16 protein-coding genes and 1 pseudogene are annotated in these 15,520 nt (G+C 64.0%); 8 read left to right on the forward strand and 9 right to left on the reverse strand.

The window, feature by feature from the left end:
- Nucleotides 1-4: 4 nt before the first annotated feature.
- The 6 genes from argB to murI all read left to right on the forward strand — a co-directional run bounded on the left by argB (nucleotide 5) and on the right by murI (nucleotide 5,331).
- Nucleotides 5-868, forward strand: coding sequence for an acetylglutamate kinase (argB, locus tag AUC70_RS04055; protein WP_193427308.1), 864 nt, complete (start codon nucleotides 5-7; stop codon nucleotides 866-868).
- A complete protein-coding gene (locus AUC70_RS04060; RefSeq protein ID WP_069443720.1) occupies nucleotides 865-1,665 on the forward strand; it encodes a pyrimidine 5'-nucleotidase in 801 nt (266 codons plus the stop codon). The genes argB and AUC70_RS04060 overlap by 4 nt, the downstream gene beginning before the upstream one ends.
- 24 nt (nucleotides 1,666-1,689) lie before the next feature.
- The gene (gene dapD, locus AUC70_RS04065; protein ID WP_069443721.1) at nucleotides 1,690-2,532 is read left to right on the forward strand and encodes a 2,3,4,5-tetrahydropyridine-2,6-dicarboxylate N-succinyltransferase; all 843 of its coding nucleotides are present in this window, start codon (nucleotides 1,690-1,692) and stop codon (nucleotides 2,530-2,532) included.
- Between the two features lie 171 nt (nucleotides 2,533-2,703).
- Nucleotides 2,704-3,150, forward strand: a complete 447-nt coding sequence (locus tag AUC70_RS04070; protein WP_069444119.1) for a DUF805 domain-containing protein — start codon at nucleotides 2,704-2,706, stop codon at nucleotides 3,148-3,150.
- Between the two features lie 155 nt (nucleotides 3,151-3,305).
- A complete protein-coding gene (dapE, locus tag AUC70_RS04075) occupies nucleotides 3,306-4,511 on the forward strand; it encodes a succinyl-diaminopimelate desuccinylase (RefSeq protein WP_069443722.1) in 1,206 nt (401 codons plus the stop codon).
- A complete protein-coding gene (murI, locus tag AUC70_RS04080) occupies nucleotides 4,501-5,331 on the forward strand; it encodes a glutamate racemase (protein ID WP_069443723.1) in 831 nt (276 codons plus the stop codon). The genes dapE and murI overlap by 11 nt, the downstream gene beginning before the upstream one ends.
- On the opposite strand, the gene murJ is transcribed toward murI, so the two are convergent.
- The 4 genes from murJ to def form a co-directional block, all read right to left on the reverse strand.
- A complete protein-coding gene (gene murJ / locus AUC70_RS04085) occupies nucleotides 5,328-6,980 on the reverse strand; it encodes a murein biosynthesis integral membrane protein MurJ (RefSeq protein WP_069443724.1) in 1,653 nt (550 codons plus the stop codon). The genes murI and murJ overlap by 4 nt on opposite strands.
- Nucleotides 6,981-7,019: 39 nt before the next feature.
- On the reverse strand, nucleotides 7,020-7,757 hold the full coding sequence (truA, locus tag AUC70_RS04090) for a tRNA pseudouridine(38-40) synthase TruA (RefSeq protein ID WP_069443725.1): 738 nt from the start codon (nucleotides 7,755-7,757) through the stop codon (nucleotides 7,020-7,022).
- A 14-nt stretch (nucleotides 7,758-7,771) separates the two neighbouring features.
- On the reverse strand, nucleotides 7,772-8,698 hold the full coding sequence (gene fmt / locus AUC70_RS04095; RefSeq protein ID WP_069443726.1) for a methionyl-tRNA formyltransferase: 927 nt from the start codon (nucleotides 8,696-8,698) through the stop codon (nucleotides 7,772-7,774).
- Between the two features lie 90 nt (nucleotides 8,699-8,788).
- The gene (gene def / locus AUC70_RS04100) at nucleotides 8,789-9,307 is read right to left on the reverse strand and encodes a peptide deformylase (RefSeq protein WP_069443727.1); all 519 of its coding nucleotides are present in this window, start codon (nucleotides 9,305-9,307) and stop codon (nucleotides 8,789-8,791) included.
- 129 nt (nucleotides 9,308-9,436) lie between these two features.
- Between def and AUC70_RS04105 the strand changes: the two genes are divergently transcribed.
- A complete protein-coding gene (locus tag AUC70_RS04105; protein ID WP_069443728.1) occupies nucleotides 9,437-10,672 on the forward strand; it encodes a DNA recombination protein RmuC in 1,236 nt (411 codons plus the stop codon).
- Nucleotides 10,673-10,701: 29 nt separating this feature from the next.
- Nucleotides 10,702-11,193 carry a potassium channel family protein gene (locus AUC70_RS04110; RefSeq protein ID WP_083241237.1) on the forward strand — a complete coding sequence of 164 codons (492 nt, stop codon included), beginning with the start codon at nucleotides 10,702-10,704 and terminating at the stop codon, nucleotides 11,191-11,193.
- Here the strand turns inward: AUC70_RS04110 and AUC70_RS04115 are convergent.
- The 5 genes and pseudogenes from AUC70_RS04115 to AUC70_RS04135 all read right to left on the reverse strand — a co-directional run bounded on the left by AUC70_RS04115 (nucleotide 11,190) and on the right by AUC70_RS04135 (nucleotide 15,472).
- Nucleotides 11,190-12,083, reverse strand: coding sequence for a metal ABC transporter permease (locus tag AUC70_RS04115; RefSeq protein ID WP_069443729.1), 894 nt, complete (start codon nucleotides 12,081-12,083; stop codon nucleotides 11,190-11,192). The two genes, AUC70_RS04110 and AUC70_RS04115, sit on opposite strands and share 4 nt — an antisense overlap.
- A pseudogene (locus tag AUC70_RS04120) lies at nucleotides 12,083-12,999 on the reverse strand (metal ABC transporter permease). Before AUC70_RS04120 ends, AUC70_RS04115 begins: the two are co-directional and overlap by 1 nt.
- Entirely contained in the window at nucleotides 12,996-13,802 is an 807-nt protein-coding gene (locus AUC70_RS04125) for an ATP-binding cassette domain-containing protein (protein ID WP_280138219.1), read from the reverse strand. Before AUC70_RS04125 ends, AUC70_RS04120 begins: the two are co-directional and overlap by 4 nt.
- A 146-nt stretch (nucleotides 13,803-13,948) precedes the next feature.
- Nucleotides 13,949-14,902: a metal ABC transporter substrate-binding protein gene (locus tag AUC70_RS04130; protein ID WP_083241238.1), complete on the reverse strand. Its 954-nt coding sequence runs from the start codon at nucleotides 14,900-14,902 to the stop codon at nucleotides 13,949-13,951.
- A 123-nt stretch (nucleotides 14,903-15,025) separates the two neighbouring features.
- Complete coding sequence (locus AUC70_RS04135; RefSeq protein ID WP_069443731.1) at nucleotides 15,026-15,472, reverse strand: VOC family protein; 447 nt, start codon at nucleotides 15,470-15,472, stop codon at nucleotides 15,026-15,028.
- Nucleotides 15,473-15,520: the final 48 nt, after the last annotated feature.

Genomic DNA, 15,520 nt, shown 5'->3' on the forward strand with positions numbered 1-15,520 from the left:
CTATATGCAGCGCTACGACCGCGAGACGGTCGTCGTGAAATATGGCGGCCACGCCATGGGCGATCCGGAATTGGCCAAGGATTTCGCGCGGGACGTGGTGCTGCTGAAGCAGGCCGGCGTGAACCCCGTGGTGGTGCACGGCGGCGGCCCGCAGATCGGGCGGCTGCTGGAGCGCCTGAACATCAAGTCCGAGTTCAAGGACGGCCTCAGGGTCACGGACCGGCAGACGGTCGACGTGGTCGAGATGGTCCTGGCGGGCTCCGTGAACAAAGAAATCGTCTCCGCCATCAACGATCAGGGCGGTAAGGCCGTCGGCATCTGCGGCAAGGACGCCAATCTGATGCGGGCGAAGAAGCTCGAACGGCGGGTGCGGGATCCCGAATCCAATATCGAGAAGGTCCTCGATCTTGGGTTCGTGGGCGAGCCGGGCCTCGTCGAGCCCCACATCATCGACGTGATCATTCAGTCGGATCTGATCCCGGTGGTGGCCCCGATCGGCGTCGGTCCCGACGGCGAGACGCTGAATATCAATGCGGACACGTTCGCGGCCGCCATCGCGGTCGCACTCAAGGCCAAGCGTCTACTGCTGCTCACGGACGTGGACGGCGTTCTGGACAAGGACGGAGCCCTGGTCCGGTCCATGACCACGTCGGAGGCGCTCAATCTGATCGCCGACGGCACGATCACCGGCGGCATGATCCCCAAGATCGAGAGCTGCATCGACGTGATCTCGGAGGGCGTGGAAGCCGTGGTCATCATCAACGGCAAGGTGCCTCATTCGGTTCTGCTCGAGCTCTTCACCGAGCATGGCGCCGGTACGCTGATCGAGCGGCGGCGCCCCCATGGCTACCGCACGAGGCAGCCATGACGGATGCGGCGCCAAGCAAGCTTCAGGGAAACACGATCGCGAAGCGGGGCTTCGGTCATGTGGAGACCTGGGTCTTCGATCTCGACAACACGCTCTACCCGGCCGAGTGCGATCTCTTCGCTCAGATCGACCACCGCATGGGCTCGTTCATCGCCGAAACCTTAGGTCTGTCGCTCGATGACGCGCACGCCCTGCGCAAGCAATACTATTTCGAGCACGGCACGACGCTGGCCGGCCTGATCCGTCTCCACGGCGTCAAGCCGCACGACTTCCTCGACTATGTCCACGACATCGACCTCGCCGTGGTCGACCCGTCACCGGAGCTCGGTGCCGCCATCGAGGCGCTGCCGGGGCGAAAGCTGGTGTTCACGAACGGCTGCCGCAAGCACGCCGAACGCGTTACCACCAAGCTCGGCGTGCGGGACCTGTTCGAGGACATTTTCGATATCCACGCCCTCGAATACGTGAACCCCAAGCCGTCGCGGGAGGCCTTCGAGCGCTTTGTCGCCACCCATGGCGTCGAGAGCAGCCGGGCCGCGATATTCGACGATCTGCCGCACAATCTCGAGACCGCGCACGCGATCGGCATGACCACGATCTGGATCGACTGCCGCGCGATGGGCCGGCCCGAACATGTCGCGCATGAAGACTGGGCCGAGCTGCCTGAGCACATTCATCACCGCACTGAGGCGCTCACGCCTTTCGTGGCTGCTATCGGCGCTTCGCTCGCGGAGCACGCGGCAGGCCGCAAGGATCCTGCCGGCGAGACGCCCGGTGGAGAGCGCAACACACAATAATCTGTAGAGTTTTGGGAGAAATCCATGTCGCACGATCATCTGAAGAACTTCATCGACGGCGCATTCGAGCACGCGTCCGACATCAATTCGGACACGAAGGGCGTGGTGCGCGACGGCGTCGAGGAGGTTCTGGGCCTGCTCGACAAGGGCGAATTGCGGGTCGCGGAGAAGGTCGACAGCGACTGGATCGTCAATCAATGGGTCAAGAAGGCCATCCTGCTCTCGTTCAAGCTGAACGATCAGAAGCGGATGGACGGTGGCCCCGGCGATTCCTCCTGGTGGGACAAGGTCCCCATGAAGTTCGAGAAGTGGAAGGCCAAGGACTTCAAGGAAGCCGGATTCCGGGCGGTTCCTGGCTGCCTCGTGCGGCACTCGGCCTTCATCGCGCCGGGTGTCGTCCTGATGCCGTCCTTCGTCAACCTTGGGGCCTATGTGGATAGCGGTTCCATGATCGATACGTGGGCGACGGTCGGATCGTGCGCGCAGATCGGCAAGAACGTGCATCTGTCCGGCGGCGCCGGTATCGGCGGCGTGCTTGAGCCGTTGCAGGCCAATCCCGTGATCATCGAGGACAATTGCTTCATCGGCGCCCGCGCCGAAGTGGCCGAAGGGGTGATCGTGGGCGAAGGCTCGGTGCTGTCCATGGGCGTCTATATCGGCCAGTCCACCAAGATCATCGACCGGGCCACGGGCTTCGTTCACCAGGGCCGCGTACCGCCTTATTCGGTCGTCGTGTCCGGCTCCATGCCGGGCAAGCCGCTGCCGGACGGAACGCCTGGGCCTTCCCTCTATTGCGCGGTGATCGTGAAGACCGTCGACGAGCAAACCCGCTCAAAGACGTCCATCAACGAGTTGCTGCGCGACTAGAAATGCGCGCAGTACACAGCGGTCTGGCGGCTTTGGCCAAGACCGGCCAGCGGCCTTGCGGTTCATAAGGACCCGATTGGACAGATTGCGATTCGACTCGCGCCCTTCGCAATGTCACGATTCGGGCTTAAAACGTGAGTCCTGCGTCAGAGCCTGACAATGGGGGAAACAATGGATCTGCAGTACATCTTCACGTCGCTGGAGGGCCGCATCAACCGGGCCAAATGGTGGGCCGGTGTGGTGATCCTCGGCATTATCAGCATCATTCTCGGGGTGCTGATCGAAGTGATCTTCGGAACGGGTTTCTTCGGCGGGTTCTTGGCGACGGTCGTCGCGCTGGCCTTGTTCTTTCCCACCTATGCCGTGTGCGCCAAGCGCTTCCACGACCGGGACAAGCCCGGGAAGATGGCCCTGTACGGATTGGTTCCGTCCCTCGTCGCGAGCCTTCTCGACGGCTGGGGCCTGACCGGCATAGGCGATCAGCTCAACATTATCGGCTGGCTCTGCGTTCTCGTGAATCTCGGCGTGGGCCTGTGGTTCCTGATCGAGCTCGGCATCCTCAAGGGAACGCCCGGCTCCAACCACTATGGCGGCGACCCGCTGGCAGCCCTGACCTAAGAGCCGTCGAAGCCTTCGACGCAGTCGACAGGCGGTCTTCATCAAGCAGACTGCGCTTTTTCCGCCCTTCCCGCTGCTTGCCATAGGAAGCGCGCGCGGTCATGTTCGTGAGCCGCGCCCGCTATGGTCGCGTCGCAATTCTAAGGACTTAGGTCATGTCATCGCCCGCCGAGAACGCGGTCGCCATCGCGCAAGATTTGATCCGGTGCCCGAGCGTCACGCCGGCGGACGCAGGCGCCTTGGATGCGCTCGACCGGCCGCTGGCGGCGGCGGGCTTTACATGCGACCGGCTGACCTTCGGCGAGGACGGGACGGCGGACGTCGACAATCTCGTGGCGCATATCGGCAGCGGCGCACCGCATCTGTGTTTCGCCGGCCATACGGACGTAGTTCCGCCCGGCGATGAGAGCCTGTGGAGGCATGCGCCCTTTTCCGCCGCGATCGCCGATGGGCGGCTCTTTGGGCGCGGGGCCTCCGACATGAAGGGTGCGGTCGCCTGTTTCGCCGCGGCGGCGATCGACTATGTGGCCGAGCGCGGCGGCCAGTTGCCGGGCACGATCAGTCTCCTGATCACCGGCGACGAAGAAGGCACCGCGGTCAACGGCACCAAGAAGGTCTTGGCCTGGATGGAGGAAGCGAAGCTCGTTCCCGATCATTGCCTCGTGGGCGAGCCGTCCAACCCCGCCGTTCTCGGCGAGATGATCAAGATCGGCCGGCGCGGGAGCCTCACCGGGCACCTCACCGTGACCGGACAACAAGGCCATGTGGCCTACCCGCATCTTGCGGCCAATCCGGTGAAGGGCATCGTCACGGCGCTCGCGAAGCTGTACGGGACGCCCCTCGACTCCGGCAGCACGCATTTCTCGCCCTCGAATCTGGAAGTGACGAGCATCGACGTGGGCAATCCAGCCACCAATGTGATCCCGGCCCGGGCCGAAGCGCGTTTCAACATCCGCTTCAACGACAACCACGAGGCCGAAGCGTTGAAGGCCATGCTTCGCGGCAGCATCGGCGCGGCGCTTGCGGATTCCGAACTCACCTTCGCGTTGGATTTTGCACCGCATGGGGACGTGTTCGTGACGACGCCGGGCGCGCTCGATGAACTTCTCAGCGAGGCCGTGACCGAATTCACCGGCAAGACACCGGTCTTGTCGACGGGCGGCGGCACATCCGATGCTCGCTTCATCAAGGATTATTGCCCTGTCGTGGAATTCGGACTGACGACCGAGACGATCCACAAGACGGACGAGAACGCCGCGCTTGCCGACCTCGAAACGCTGACCGCGATCTACCGCCGGTTCATCGCGCGCTATTTCGAGACGTTCGGGGACGGTGCTTCTGAGGACAACAATGGCCGGTGATCCGCGCCCTATCGGCGTCTTCGATTCCGGGATGGGCGGACTGACGGTGCTGCGGGCGCTGGCCGCTCGATTACCGGACGAGCACTTCGTCTATCTCGGCGACACCGCCCGCCTCCCCTACGGCACCAAGAGCCCGGACACCGTGCGTGCCTATGCACTCCAGGCCACGCATCTTCTCCTCGGCGAGGACGTGAAGATGGTGGTGATCGCTTGCAACACCGCCTCGTCCGTGGCGCTGGAAGCACTGCAGGAGGCGCTAGCACCCGTACCCGTCATCGGCGTGATCGAGCCGGGCGCCCGCGCGGGCGTCGCGGCCACGCGCAACAAACGCATCGCCGTGCTGGCGACCGAGAGCACGGTCAAAGGCGGCGCCTACGTGCGGGCCATCCACCATCTCATGGCAGAGGCTCAAGTGAGGCAACTCGCCTGTCAGGTTTTCGTTGCGCTGGCCGAGGAAGGCTGGGCGGACACGCGCGCCACCACGGCGGCGGTGGAAGACTATCTCGAGCCGCTCTTCGCGCGCGCCGACGCACCCGACACGCTGGTGCTGGGCTGCACCCATTTCCCGGTCCTGGCAGCGGCCATACAGCGCCATGTGGGCGATGGCATCACGCTCGTGGATTCGGCGGAGACCACGGCGGCGGCTGTCGCCGAGACGCTGGCGACCTCGACGCTGCAAGCCGGAAATAGCGGTACGCCGCGCAGCGTCCGCTTCTTCGCCACGGATTCACCGGAGCGCTTCGCGCGGATCGGCGCCATCTTCTTCGGACAAGACATCGACGATGGCGCGGTGACGCTAGTCGATCTGAAGATGGCTTAGGCCGAAACGCGCCCCGCTAGATCCTGGGCGGCGGCTCGGAGTCCGGGAGGCTTTCCGACGCATCCGTCGGATCTTCGATAGGTCCGGCTTGATCGGCGCGGGCTGCGAGGCTCGTGCTCGATCTCCTTCATGAGACCTGTGAACCAACGACGCCCCAAAACGAGGAACACGGCCGCGAAATAGACGATGCCGCCGACAACGACCAGCACGCCGAGGATCGTCTCTTCGCGGAACTTGGTCATCGAAGACAGCGCGTTCTCCAGCCCCAGGCCACCGAAATAGAGCGCGACGGCGAAGGCGATCCCGATCACGGCGAGTTTGGTTACGGGGCCGCCGATCGCTGCGCCCGAGACGGCAAAGCCTTGCCGGCGCGCCAGGACAGCGAGCAGGACCAGATTGATCCAGGCTCCGATGCTGGTCGCTAGCGCAAGGCCGACCTGCGCCAGCGGGCCCATCAGCACGACCTTCAGCGCGATGTTCACCGCGGCGGCGAGCAGTGCGGCCTTCACGGGCGTCGCCGTGTCGCCGCGCGCATAGAAGGGCGCGGTGAAACTCCGCAGCAGCACGAAGGGAATGAGGCCGAGCGAATATGCGGCAAGCGTATGACCCGCGGAAAGCGCGTCTTGGCTCGTGAAGGCGCCGCGGGCGAACAGCGCCCGCATGATGAGATCCGGGATGGCTATCGCCGCCGCCGCGCAGGGGAGTGTCAGCAGTAGAGCTAGCTGGATACCGCGCGCCTGGGCAGAGGCTGCGCCTTTCGTATCGCCCGCCGCAAGGCGCCGCGACATCTCCGGCAGCAGCACGGTGCCCACGGCAATGCCGACGACACCGATGGGAAGCTGGTTGATGCGGTCGGCGTAGTAGAGCGCCGACAACGCGCCGGTTGGGAGGAAGGATGCGATGACCGTATCGGCGAAGAGCGCGAGCTGCACGCCGCCCGCCCCAATGATCGCGGGGCCCAGCGCCTTCAGGAACCGCCGCGTCGGCTCGTCGAGCTTGGGTATGCGCAGGCGGATGCCATAGCCGTGCATTTCCGCGTCGCCACCGACGAGGAGCACCATCGCGAAGCCGGCGATCAGCACGCCCCAGGCGGCGGCGTGGCCCGCACTTTCGAAATAGGGCGCGAGTGCCAGCGTGGCGATCAGCGAGACGTTGAGCAGAATGGAAGCGCCGGCGGCGGAGGCGAAGCGGTTATTGGCATTGAGGATGCCAGCAAACAGCGTCTCCAGCGAGACGAGTGCGAGATAGGGAAAGGTGATGCGCGTGAGCGCGACGGCGAGATCGAAGCGCTGAGGATCGTCGGACAGGCCAGGCGCCAGCAGCATCACCACGTCCGCCGTGAACAGAAGCGCGATCGCCAGCAAGACGAGGTTGATGGCAATGAGCGCGGCCCCCACCTGATCCGCGAAGAGCTTGGCCGCAGGGAGACCCGCTTTCTCCAGCGTGTGGGCATAGGCGGGCACGAAAGCCGCCGCGAACGCGCCTTCCGCGAAGATGGCGCGGAAATGGTTGGGCAGGCGGAAGGCGACGAAGAAGGCATCGGCGACGGGTCCGGCGCCAAGGATGGCGGCCATCACCACGTCGCGAATGAACCCCGAGAGGCGCGATACGAGCGTCAGCCCGCCGACCGTGGCAATGCGCCTGATCATGGATGTGTCCCCTTCGCCCGCTCGGGCGCTCATCCAGGCTTAATAGTCGACCTTGACCAGGTAAAGGCCGCAGGCCGGCGCCACGGGACCGCAGGCCGCCCGGTCGCGTGCTTCCAGGGCCGCTTTCAGGTCGCCCGCCGTCCAGCGTCCTTCGCCGACGCATTTCAGCGAGCCGACCATGGAGCGCACTTGGTTATGCAGGAACGAGCGCGCCGAGGCCTCGACCCGGATGATCTCGCCATGCCGCGACACATCCAGACGGTCCAAACGTCTTCTCGGGCGAGGCGCCTGGCACTCCGAGGAGCGGAAGGTCGTGAAGTCGTGATGGCCGAGAAGGGCCTGCGCAGCCGCGTGCATGGCCTCGGCGTCGAGCGGCTTGAATACGCCCCAGGCCCGGTCCTTCTCCAGTGCCAACGGCGGCCGGCGATCGACGATGCGATACAGATAGTGTCTCGCCTTGGCCGAGAAGCGTGCATCGAAACTCTCGGCCACCTTCTCGCACGACAGGACAGCGATTGGGTCCGGGCGCACCTGCGCGTTGAGAGCATCGCGCACCCGTGCCGGCTCCCAGTCCTTTTCGAGATCGAGATGGGCAACCTGCCCAGTCGCGTGAACGCCCGCGTCGGTGCGCCCTGCCCCGCGTGGTATCGCCGCCTCGCCGGAGAAGGCTTCGACCGCTTGCGCGAGCCGCCCCTGAACGGACATCTGCCCGTCCTGCAGCTGCCAGCCCACGAACGGCGTGCCGTCGTATTCCAGAAGGAGTTTGTAGCGGGGCATGGTCTCGCGCCCGCCTAAAGCAGCGTGCTGCCGGGCGGCAGGTCGACGCCGCGCAAGAAGGCGTCAGCCAGCATGGGCTTCTTGCCGGCACGCTGCACCCGGGTGAGGCGCACCGCACCGTCGGCGCATGCGACCGTGAGGCGGTCGTCCAGAAGCGTACCGGGGGCGCCGCGTCCCGTCTCCAGCGTCGACCCCTGGACCTTCACGCGCTCGGCCTTGCCGTTCTGGACGATCTGGAACCAGGCGCCGGGATAGGGCGACAGGCCGCGAATGTGATTGTGCACCTCTTGCGCGGGCCGCGCCCAATCGATGCGGGTCTCTTCGTTGCTGAGCTTGGCCGCATAGGTCGCAAGGTTGCCGTCCTGCTCCACGCAGTGAAGCTTGCCCTCACCGAGCGAAGCGAGCACTTCCACCATCAGCTCGGCGCCGAGATCCGAAAGCGCGTCGTGCAACTCGCCCGCCGTCATGTCGGGGCCAATCGCGAGGCGGTCCATGAGGCAGACAGGGCCCTCGTCGAGGCCTTGCGTGACGCGCATGATGGAGACGCCGGATTCTGCATCGCCTGCCATGATCGCGCGATTGATCGGCGCGGCTCCGCGCCAGCGGGGCAGCAGCGAGGCGTGGATGTTGAATACGCCGCGCCGCGTGCCGTTCAGAACCATCGCCGGCAGGATGAGCCCATAGGCGACGACAACGGCGGCGTCCGCTTCGAGCGCGGCGAAGCGCTTCTGCTCGGCAGGGCTCTTGAGACTTTCCGGCACCCGCACTGGCAGCCCGAGGGCCTCGGCTTCCTGGTGCACCGGCGAGTTCCGCACAGTCATGCCGCGGCCGGCGGGCCGTGGCGGCTGCGTATACACCGCCACGATGTCGTGCCCGGCCTTGGCGATAGACAGCAGCGCCGGAACGGCGAAATCCGGCGTGCCCATGAAGATGATCCGCATGGGCCGGTCTTAGGCCGGTTCGATGCGCATGGGAAGACGCTTCGCGGGCTGGGAAGCCGCTTAGCGGGATGGAACGCCGCTTCGCGGGGCTTAGACCGCCGTGGCGCGCTTTTGCTTGGTGAATTTCCGCACGATCATGTCGCGCTTCAGGCGAGAGAGATAGTCGATGAACAGAACCCCGTTCAGATGATCGACCTCGTGCTGGACGATCGTGGCCAGAAAGCCCTCGAGTTCCGCCTCCTGAGACTTGCCCTCGCGATCGAGAAACGACACGCGCGCGATCGCGGGACGCTCGACCTCTGCCGTGACGTCGGGGATCGACAGGCAGCCCTCTTCATGCACGCTCATCTCGTCGGACCGCTCCAAAATCACAGGGTTTGCCATGACGAGCGGCGCGGGTTCTTCCTCGTCGCGGGCCGGATCCATCACGATCACCCGGCGCAGAATGCCAATCTGAGGCGCGGCCAGGCCGACGCCCGGCGCGTCGTACATCGTCGCCAGCATGTCGTCCATCAGTGTGCGCAATTCGTCGTCCACGCGTTCGACGGGCTCGGCCGTCTGGCGCAGCACCGAATCGGGGATGGTGACGATAGGATGGATGGTAGCCATGACTGACGCTGACATAAGGACCGATGCGGCTCCGGTCAATGCGCTGCATCGACCCCGGGCGGATCGCGCTCCCAGAGCGCGTGTTCCTGTTTTGGTCTAGCCTCCCGAATCAGCCTATAGCTAGGCACCATGGTCCTTGAGCCCCTGCATATCGGGATGATGACGATCGACCCCGTTCTGGTGGGCCTTGTGCTCGCCGGCGTGGCCGTGCTCGCCCTCCTGATTTTGGCGATTGTTATGGTGGTGCACCTTACCCGCCGGAAGCAGAACGCCGCCGCGCAGGGCGACCAGCTCGGAGAACTGCGCGTACGGCTTCAGACTCTTGCGGAGATCAGCGTGACGCGGCACGGCGAGTTGGCGCGCGCCGTGAACGAACGCCTGGACCGCATGACCCACAAGGTGGGCACCGATCTCAACGAGAGCGCCCGTAAGACACACGAGACCATTTCGCGCCTGAACGAGCGGCTGGCCGTCATCGACACGGCCCAGAAAAACCTGACAGAGCTCTCCGGCAACATGGTCAGCCTTCAGGAGATCCTGGCGAACAAGCAGGCGCGCGGCGCCTTCGGCCAGATCCGCATGGAGGCCATCATCAAGGACGGCCTCCCCGTTGGCGCCTATACGTTCCAGGCAACGCTCTCCAACAACACGCGGCCCGACTGTCTCCTGCATATGCCGAACACACCGGCCGGCGTCGTCATCGATGCCAAGTTTCCGCTGGAAGGCTTCGAGGCCTTTCGCACTTCGCGCGGCGATGAGGAGAAGAAAATCGCCGCCCGGCGCATTCGCACCGATGTAGGCAAACATATCGATGCGATCGCCGAGAAATACCTCATCCCCGGTGAGACCCAGGACACCGCCATTCTCTTCGTGCCGTCCGAGTCCATCTCGGCGGATTTGTCGGAGCATTTCCCCGATATCCTCCAGAAGGCATATCGCGCCCGCATCGTGATCTGTGCGCCGAACATGCTGATGCTCGCCGTGCAGACTATGCAGGCCATCCTCAAGGACGTGCAGATGCGCGAGCAGGCGCATCTCATCCAGCGCGAAGTGGCAACGCTCATGGCGGACATGGGACGCTTCCGCGACCGCGTGCTCGATCTGCAGCGCCTCGGCCAAGCCAATGCCGATATCGACAAGATCCTGACCTCGGCGGACAAGATCACGAAACGCGGGCAGAAGATCGAACACCTCGACTTCGACGAAGAAGCCAAGACCGCACGGGACACCAAAGCCGTGCAGCACGGTACGCCCGCCGCGCCGGCGGCCGCATCCGCCCCCAACGTCACGCAGGCCAGCGCCACACGCGCGCCCGGCAAGGGGCCGCGCATCATCCGCCAGCCGGACCTCTTGGCCGGCAAATAACATCACGACAGGGATTGGGGGGACAGGAGATGGATCCGACCGTCGCAGAAACCGTGAAAGATTCCATGTGGATCTCCACTATGAACGTGTCGATGCTCGATCAGATCGCCGTTGGCGGCGCCACGAGTCTCGTCAATCTATTCATTCATGCGGTTCTGGTCGGCGCTATCGCCGCAACTTTGCGGAACCTCGCGAACACGGACGCCTCGTTTCCCGGCTTCGTGCAGTACATGCTCGTGATCGTCGCGACGGGTACGCTTCTCGTCGTCGGTCACTTCGGCGAATGCGTGATCTGGGCCTATGTCTATAAGTGGGTGGGCGCCGTTCCCGAGAACACAGACCTCATCTATTTCGCCTTCGGCAACTACACCACGCTCGGTTACGGAGACGTCGTACCGAAGCCGGAATGGCACATGCTTGGGCCACTCACGGCCTTGAACGGTGTCATGCTGATCGGCTGGTCGACCGCGCTCGTCTACGACCTGCTGCACCGCTCGGTCCAGAGCCCGGCCAAGAGCTAGGACGCATCTGCGCGGTCGGCACTATCGACGGCGCCATCGCCGCTGCGGCGGAAGAGCTTCTGCAGCGGCCAAAGCCCGTGCTTCGGCGAGAACAAGAAGGCCATGAAGAACACGAAAGCCTGCACCAGTACGATGCAGGCGCCTGTCGCGCCGTCGATGTGGAAGCTGACAAGGGTGCCGAGCACCGCGGAGCCGCATGCCACCGCGACGGCGATCACCAGCATGCGTTCGAAGCGGTCCGTGAGGATATAGGCCGTGGCGCCAGGCGCAATCAGCATGGCGATGACGAGGATGATGCCGACCGCCTTGATCGAGCTGACGATGGTCAGCGAGAGCAAGATCAGAAGCCCGTAATGCAGCACGTTGACCGGCAGACCGATGGCGCGGGCATGGTTTGGATCGAAACAATAGAGCAGGAGGTCGCGGCGCTTGGCGAACACAATGAGGAGCGTGCCCCCGGCGATGATTGCCGTCTCCAGAAGATCGCCCGTAGTCACGCCTAGGACGTTGCCGAATAGGATGTGGTTGAGATGCTGGTCCGTCTCGACTTTGGTGAAGAGCACGAGCCCGAAGCCGAACATGCCTGAGAACACGATGCCCATCACCGTGTCTTCCTTGACGCGGCTGTTGTATTTCAGATAGCCGGTCATCAACGCGCAGGCGAGCCCAGCGACAAACGCCCCCACCGCCAGTGGAATGCCGAGGACGAACGCGATGACGATGCCGGGCAGCACGGCGTGCGAGATCGCATCGCCCATCAGCGACCAGCCCTTCAGCACCAGATAGCAGGACAATACCGCGCACACGGCAGCCACGAGGAGCGACATGCCGAGCGCCCGCTGCATGAAGTCATAAGCGAACGGCTCTACGAAGAAGGCAAGCGGGTCCATCAGGCACTCTCCTGCACGGGACCGCTTTCCGGGAGCGCATTGCCTTTGCGCAGATTCTCGTCCCGGACGGCGCGGGCCTTGCGGCGGGCGGCGATCACGCCGTGCTTCGGAGCGAAGTAGAACGCGGCAAGGAACAGCAGCGTTTGGAGCGTGACGATGACACCGCCGGTCGCGCCATCGATGAAGTAGCTGAGATAGGCGCCGACGAAGCTGGTGACCGTCCCAATGCCGACCGCGATCGCGATCAGACGGTCGAAACGATCGGTGAGCAGATAGGCCGTGGCACCGGGCGTGACGACGAGCGCGATCACGAGACAGGCGCCGACGGTCTGCAGCGCCGCCACGGTGCAGGCGCTGAGCAGTGTGAAGAAAACCAGTTTCAGCGTGCGCGTCCGAAGTCCGATGCTGCGCGCATAGGTCTCGTCGAAGAACGTGACCATCAGGTCCTTCCAGATGAATGCCAGCACCGCGAAGGAGACAACCGCGATGATGACGACCTGCATCGCGTCCGCGTCGGGGATCGCGAGGATGTTGCCGAGCACGATAGTCTGGATCGACACGGAGGTCGGATGCAGGGACGCCATGAGCAGACCGAGCGCGAATAGCGTCGTGAAGACGAGACCGATGGTGGCGTCCTCCCGCAGGCGCGAGTGCGCCTTGACGAAGGCCATGCCGAGCGCGGCGAGGATGCCGGCGAAGAACGCGCCCGCAGCAAAGGGGGCCCCGATGATGTAGGCGCGGCGACGCCGGGCACGATGGAATGGCCGAGGGCATCGCCCATCAGCGACCAGCCCTTGAGCATGAGATAGCAGGACAGAAAGGCGCACACCGCGCCCACCAGCGCGCTGACCCACATCGCCTTCCACATATAGTCGTACGAGAACGGGACGATGAGTTCGGTCAGGATGCCGCTCATTTTACCTTGTCCCGAGCCTGTTTCTTCTTTTTGCCCTCCTTGACGCCATAGAACACGAGCGGCCGCTCGTCGTCCGTGATGACGTTGAGGCTGCGCGCGTCGTCGTCCTCGTGGAGCGCTTGCCCGCTGAGCTCGAAATTGCGCAGCACACCGCCGAAGGTGCGCTCGAGATTCTCCTGAGTGAATGTCGTGGCGGTCGGCCCCGCTGCGAGAACCGTACGATTGAGCAGAACGACCTGATCGCAGAAGTCGGGCACGCTGCCGAGATTGTGGGTCGAGACGAGAATCAAATGACCGGCGTCGCGCAACTCGCGCAGCAGATCGATGATCGCGGTCTCCGTCGTGACGTCGATGCCGGTAAACGGCTCGTCGAGCAGGATGATGCGGCCTTCTTGGGCCAGAGCACGCGCCAGGAAGACGCGCTTCTTCTGTCCGCCCGAGAGCTCGCCGATCTGCCGCGTGCGGTAGGCGGTCATGTTCACGCGTTCCAAGGCCTCGTCGACCTTGCGCCGGTCCGTCTTGGATGGAATGCGGAACAGATTCATATGGCCGTATCGGCCCATCATCACAACGTCTTCGACCAGCACCGGGAAGTTCCAGTCGACATCCTCGCTTTGCGGCACGTAGGCGATGATGTTCTTCGACACCGCCTTGTCCACGGGAAGACCGCACAGCCGCACCTGACCGGCGGACGGGGTGACGAAGCCCATGATGGCTTTGAAGATGGTCGACTTGCCGCTGCCGTTCACGCCCACCAGCGCGCAGATCGTGCCGGGCCCCAGTTCGAACGAGGCGTCGCGCACCGCCGTGAACCCGTTGGGATAGTGACGCTGACGTCTTGAACCGCGATGCTCGCGGGACGGGCCACGGTGTCGGAGCGGGTCAGCAAATCAATACGGCTCATCGGCTTTTCTAAGATCCTTCAGCGTTCCCGAGGTCTTTGTCGATCTCAGGACCCTTGTGCATTCTCGAAACCCTTGGCGACAGTGTCGACGGTAACGCGCAAGAGATCGAGGTAGGTGGGAACGGGGCCGCCCTCGTTGCTCAGGGAGTCCACATAGAGAACGCCACCGTAGGACGCACCGCTTTCCTTGGCGACCTGTTTCGCGGCCCGGTCGGAAACCGTGCTCTCGGAGAACACGACGGGGATCCCGTTCTCCTTCACGAGTTCGATCACATGGCGGACCTGTTGCGGGGTCCCCTGTTGATCGGCGTTGATGGGCCAGAGGTAGGCCTCCCGCATGTCGTAGTCGCGGGCGAGATAGGCGAATGCGCCCTCGGAGGTCACAAGCCAGCGCTTGTCCTCGGGGATCGCAGCCAGCCGCTTGCGCAACGGCGCATCCATCGCCTTGATCTTGTCCGCGTAGACGGCCGCGTTCTTGTTGTAAATCTCGGCGTTTTTCGGATCGTACTCGACAAGCGCCTTGCGGATGTTCTCGACATATTGAAGCGCGCTCGCGGGCGACATCCACGCATGCGGATTGGGCTTGCCGTTATACGGACCTTCCGTGATGCCCATGGGCTCGACGCCGTCGCTCACGACGACACTGGGGACGTCCTTGACGTTCTGGAAGAACTTCTCGAACCAGCGCTCCAGGTTGAACCCGTTCCAGAGGACGAGGTCGGCGTGCTGCGCTTTGACGATGTCGCCGGGGGTTGGCTGGTAGTCGTGAATCTCCGCGCCGGGCTTCGTGATGGAGTCCACGACGGCCGCGTCCCCGGCAACATTTTGGGCGATGTCCTGAATCACGGTGAAGGTCGTCACGACCCGGAACTTGTCGTTTCCCGCATCCGCACCCTTGGGTGCCGAATCCTGATCGCCGCAACCGGCAAGGACCGATACCCCGAGAACGGCCACGATTGCGGGCAGAATCCGGGCCCGCCTTGCCAACCACGCTATCACTAGGAACCTCCTTGTCGCCGTGAGCCATCTTTTCGCAATGCAGCATAGCCCTAGTTGCAAATCATTCGCAAGTAGGAATTGCCGGAAAGAGCGAAATTGGCTCCAGGCCCTGCGAAAAATTGGCTATTTCTTGCTTTTCTTAGCTTTCTTCTTGGCCGCCTCGGCTTTGGCCTGGCGCTCCCCCCATTTCATGCCTTCGAGCTTCAGCCCGTCCGGATCGAGGAAGAACACGGCGTAGTAGTCGTCGTAGTACTCGTCCGCCGGGTCGACGATCCTCACGCCCTCCCGTCGCAGAAAGGCCTCGAGGTCGTCCACGTCCTTCCGGCTCCGCAGTTCGAAGGCGTAGTGGTGAAAGCCGACATCGCCGATGCGATAGCCGCGCGCCTGTCCTTCGGCGTCCGCAGGGCCGATCCAATATCGGGTCTTGCCGTTGGTCCAGCCGATGGCGTCGGCATATTCGTCCAGAACCTCGAAGCCGAGGAACTTGAAGAGCTTGTCGTAGAACGCCTTCGATTTGTCGAAGTCGCTCACCCTTATGACCAGATGATCGATGCCCACGACACGGACCATTCTCGCGACTCCTTTGTCATGACGGCAGGGCGCCCGGCTGCTATGAGC

The sequence above is a fragment of the Methyloceanibacter stevinii genome, from assembly GCF_001723355.1.
Classification (GTDB): Bacteria; Pseudomonadota; Alphaproteobacteria; order Rhizobiales; family Methyloligellaceae; genus Methyloceanibacter; species Methyloceanibacter stevinii.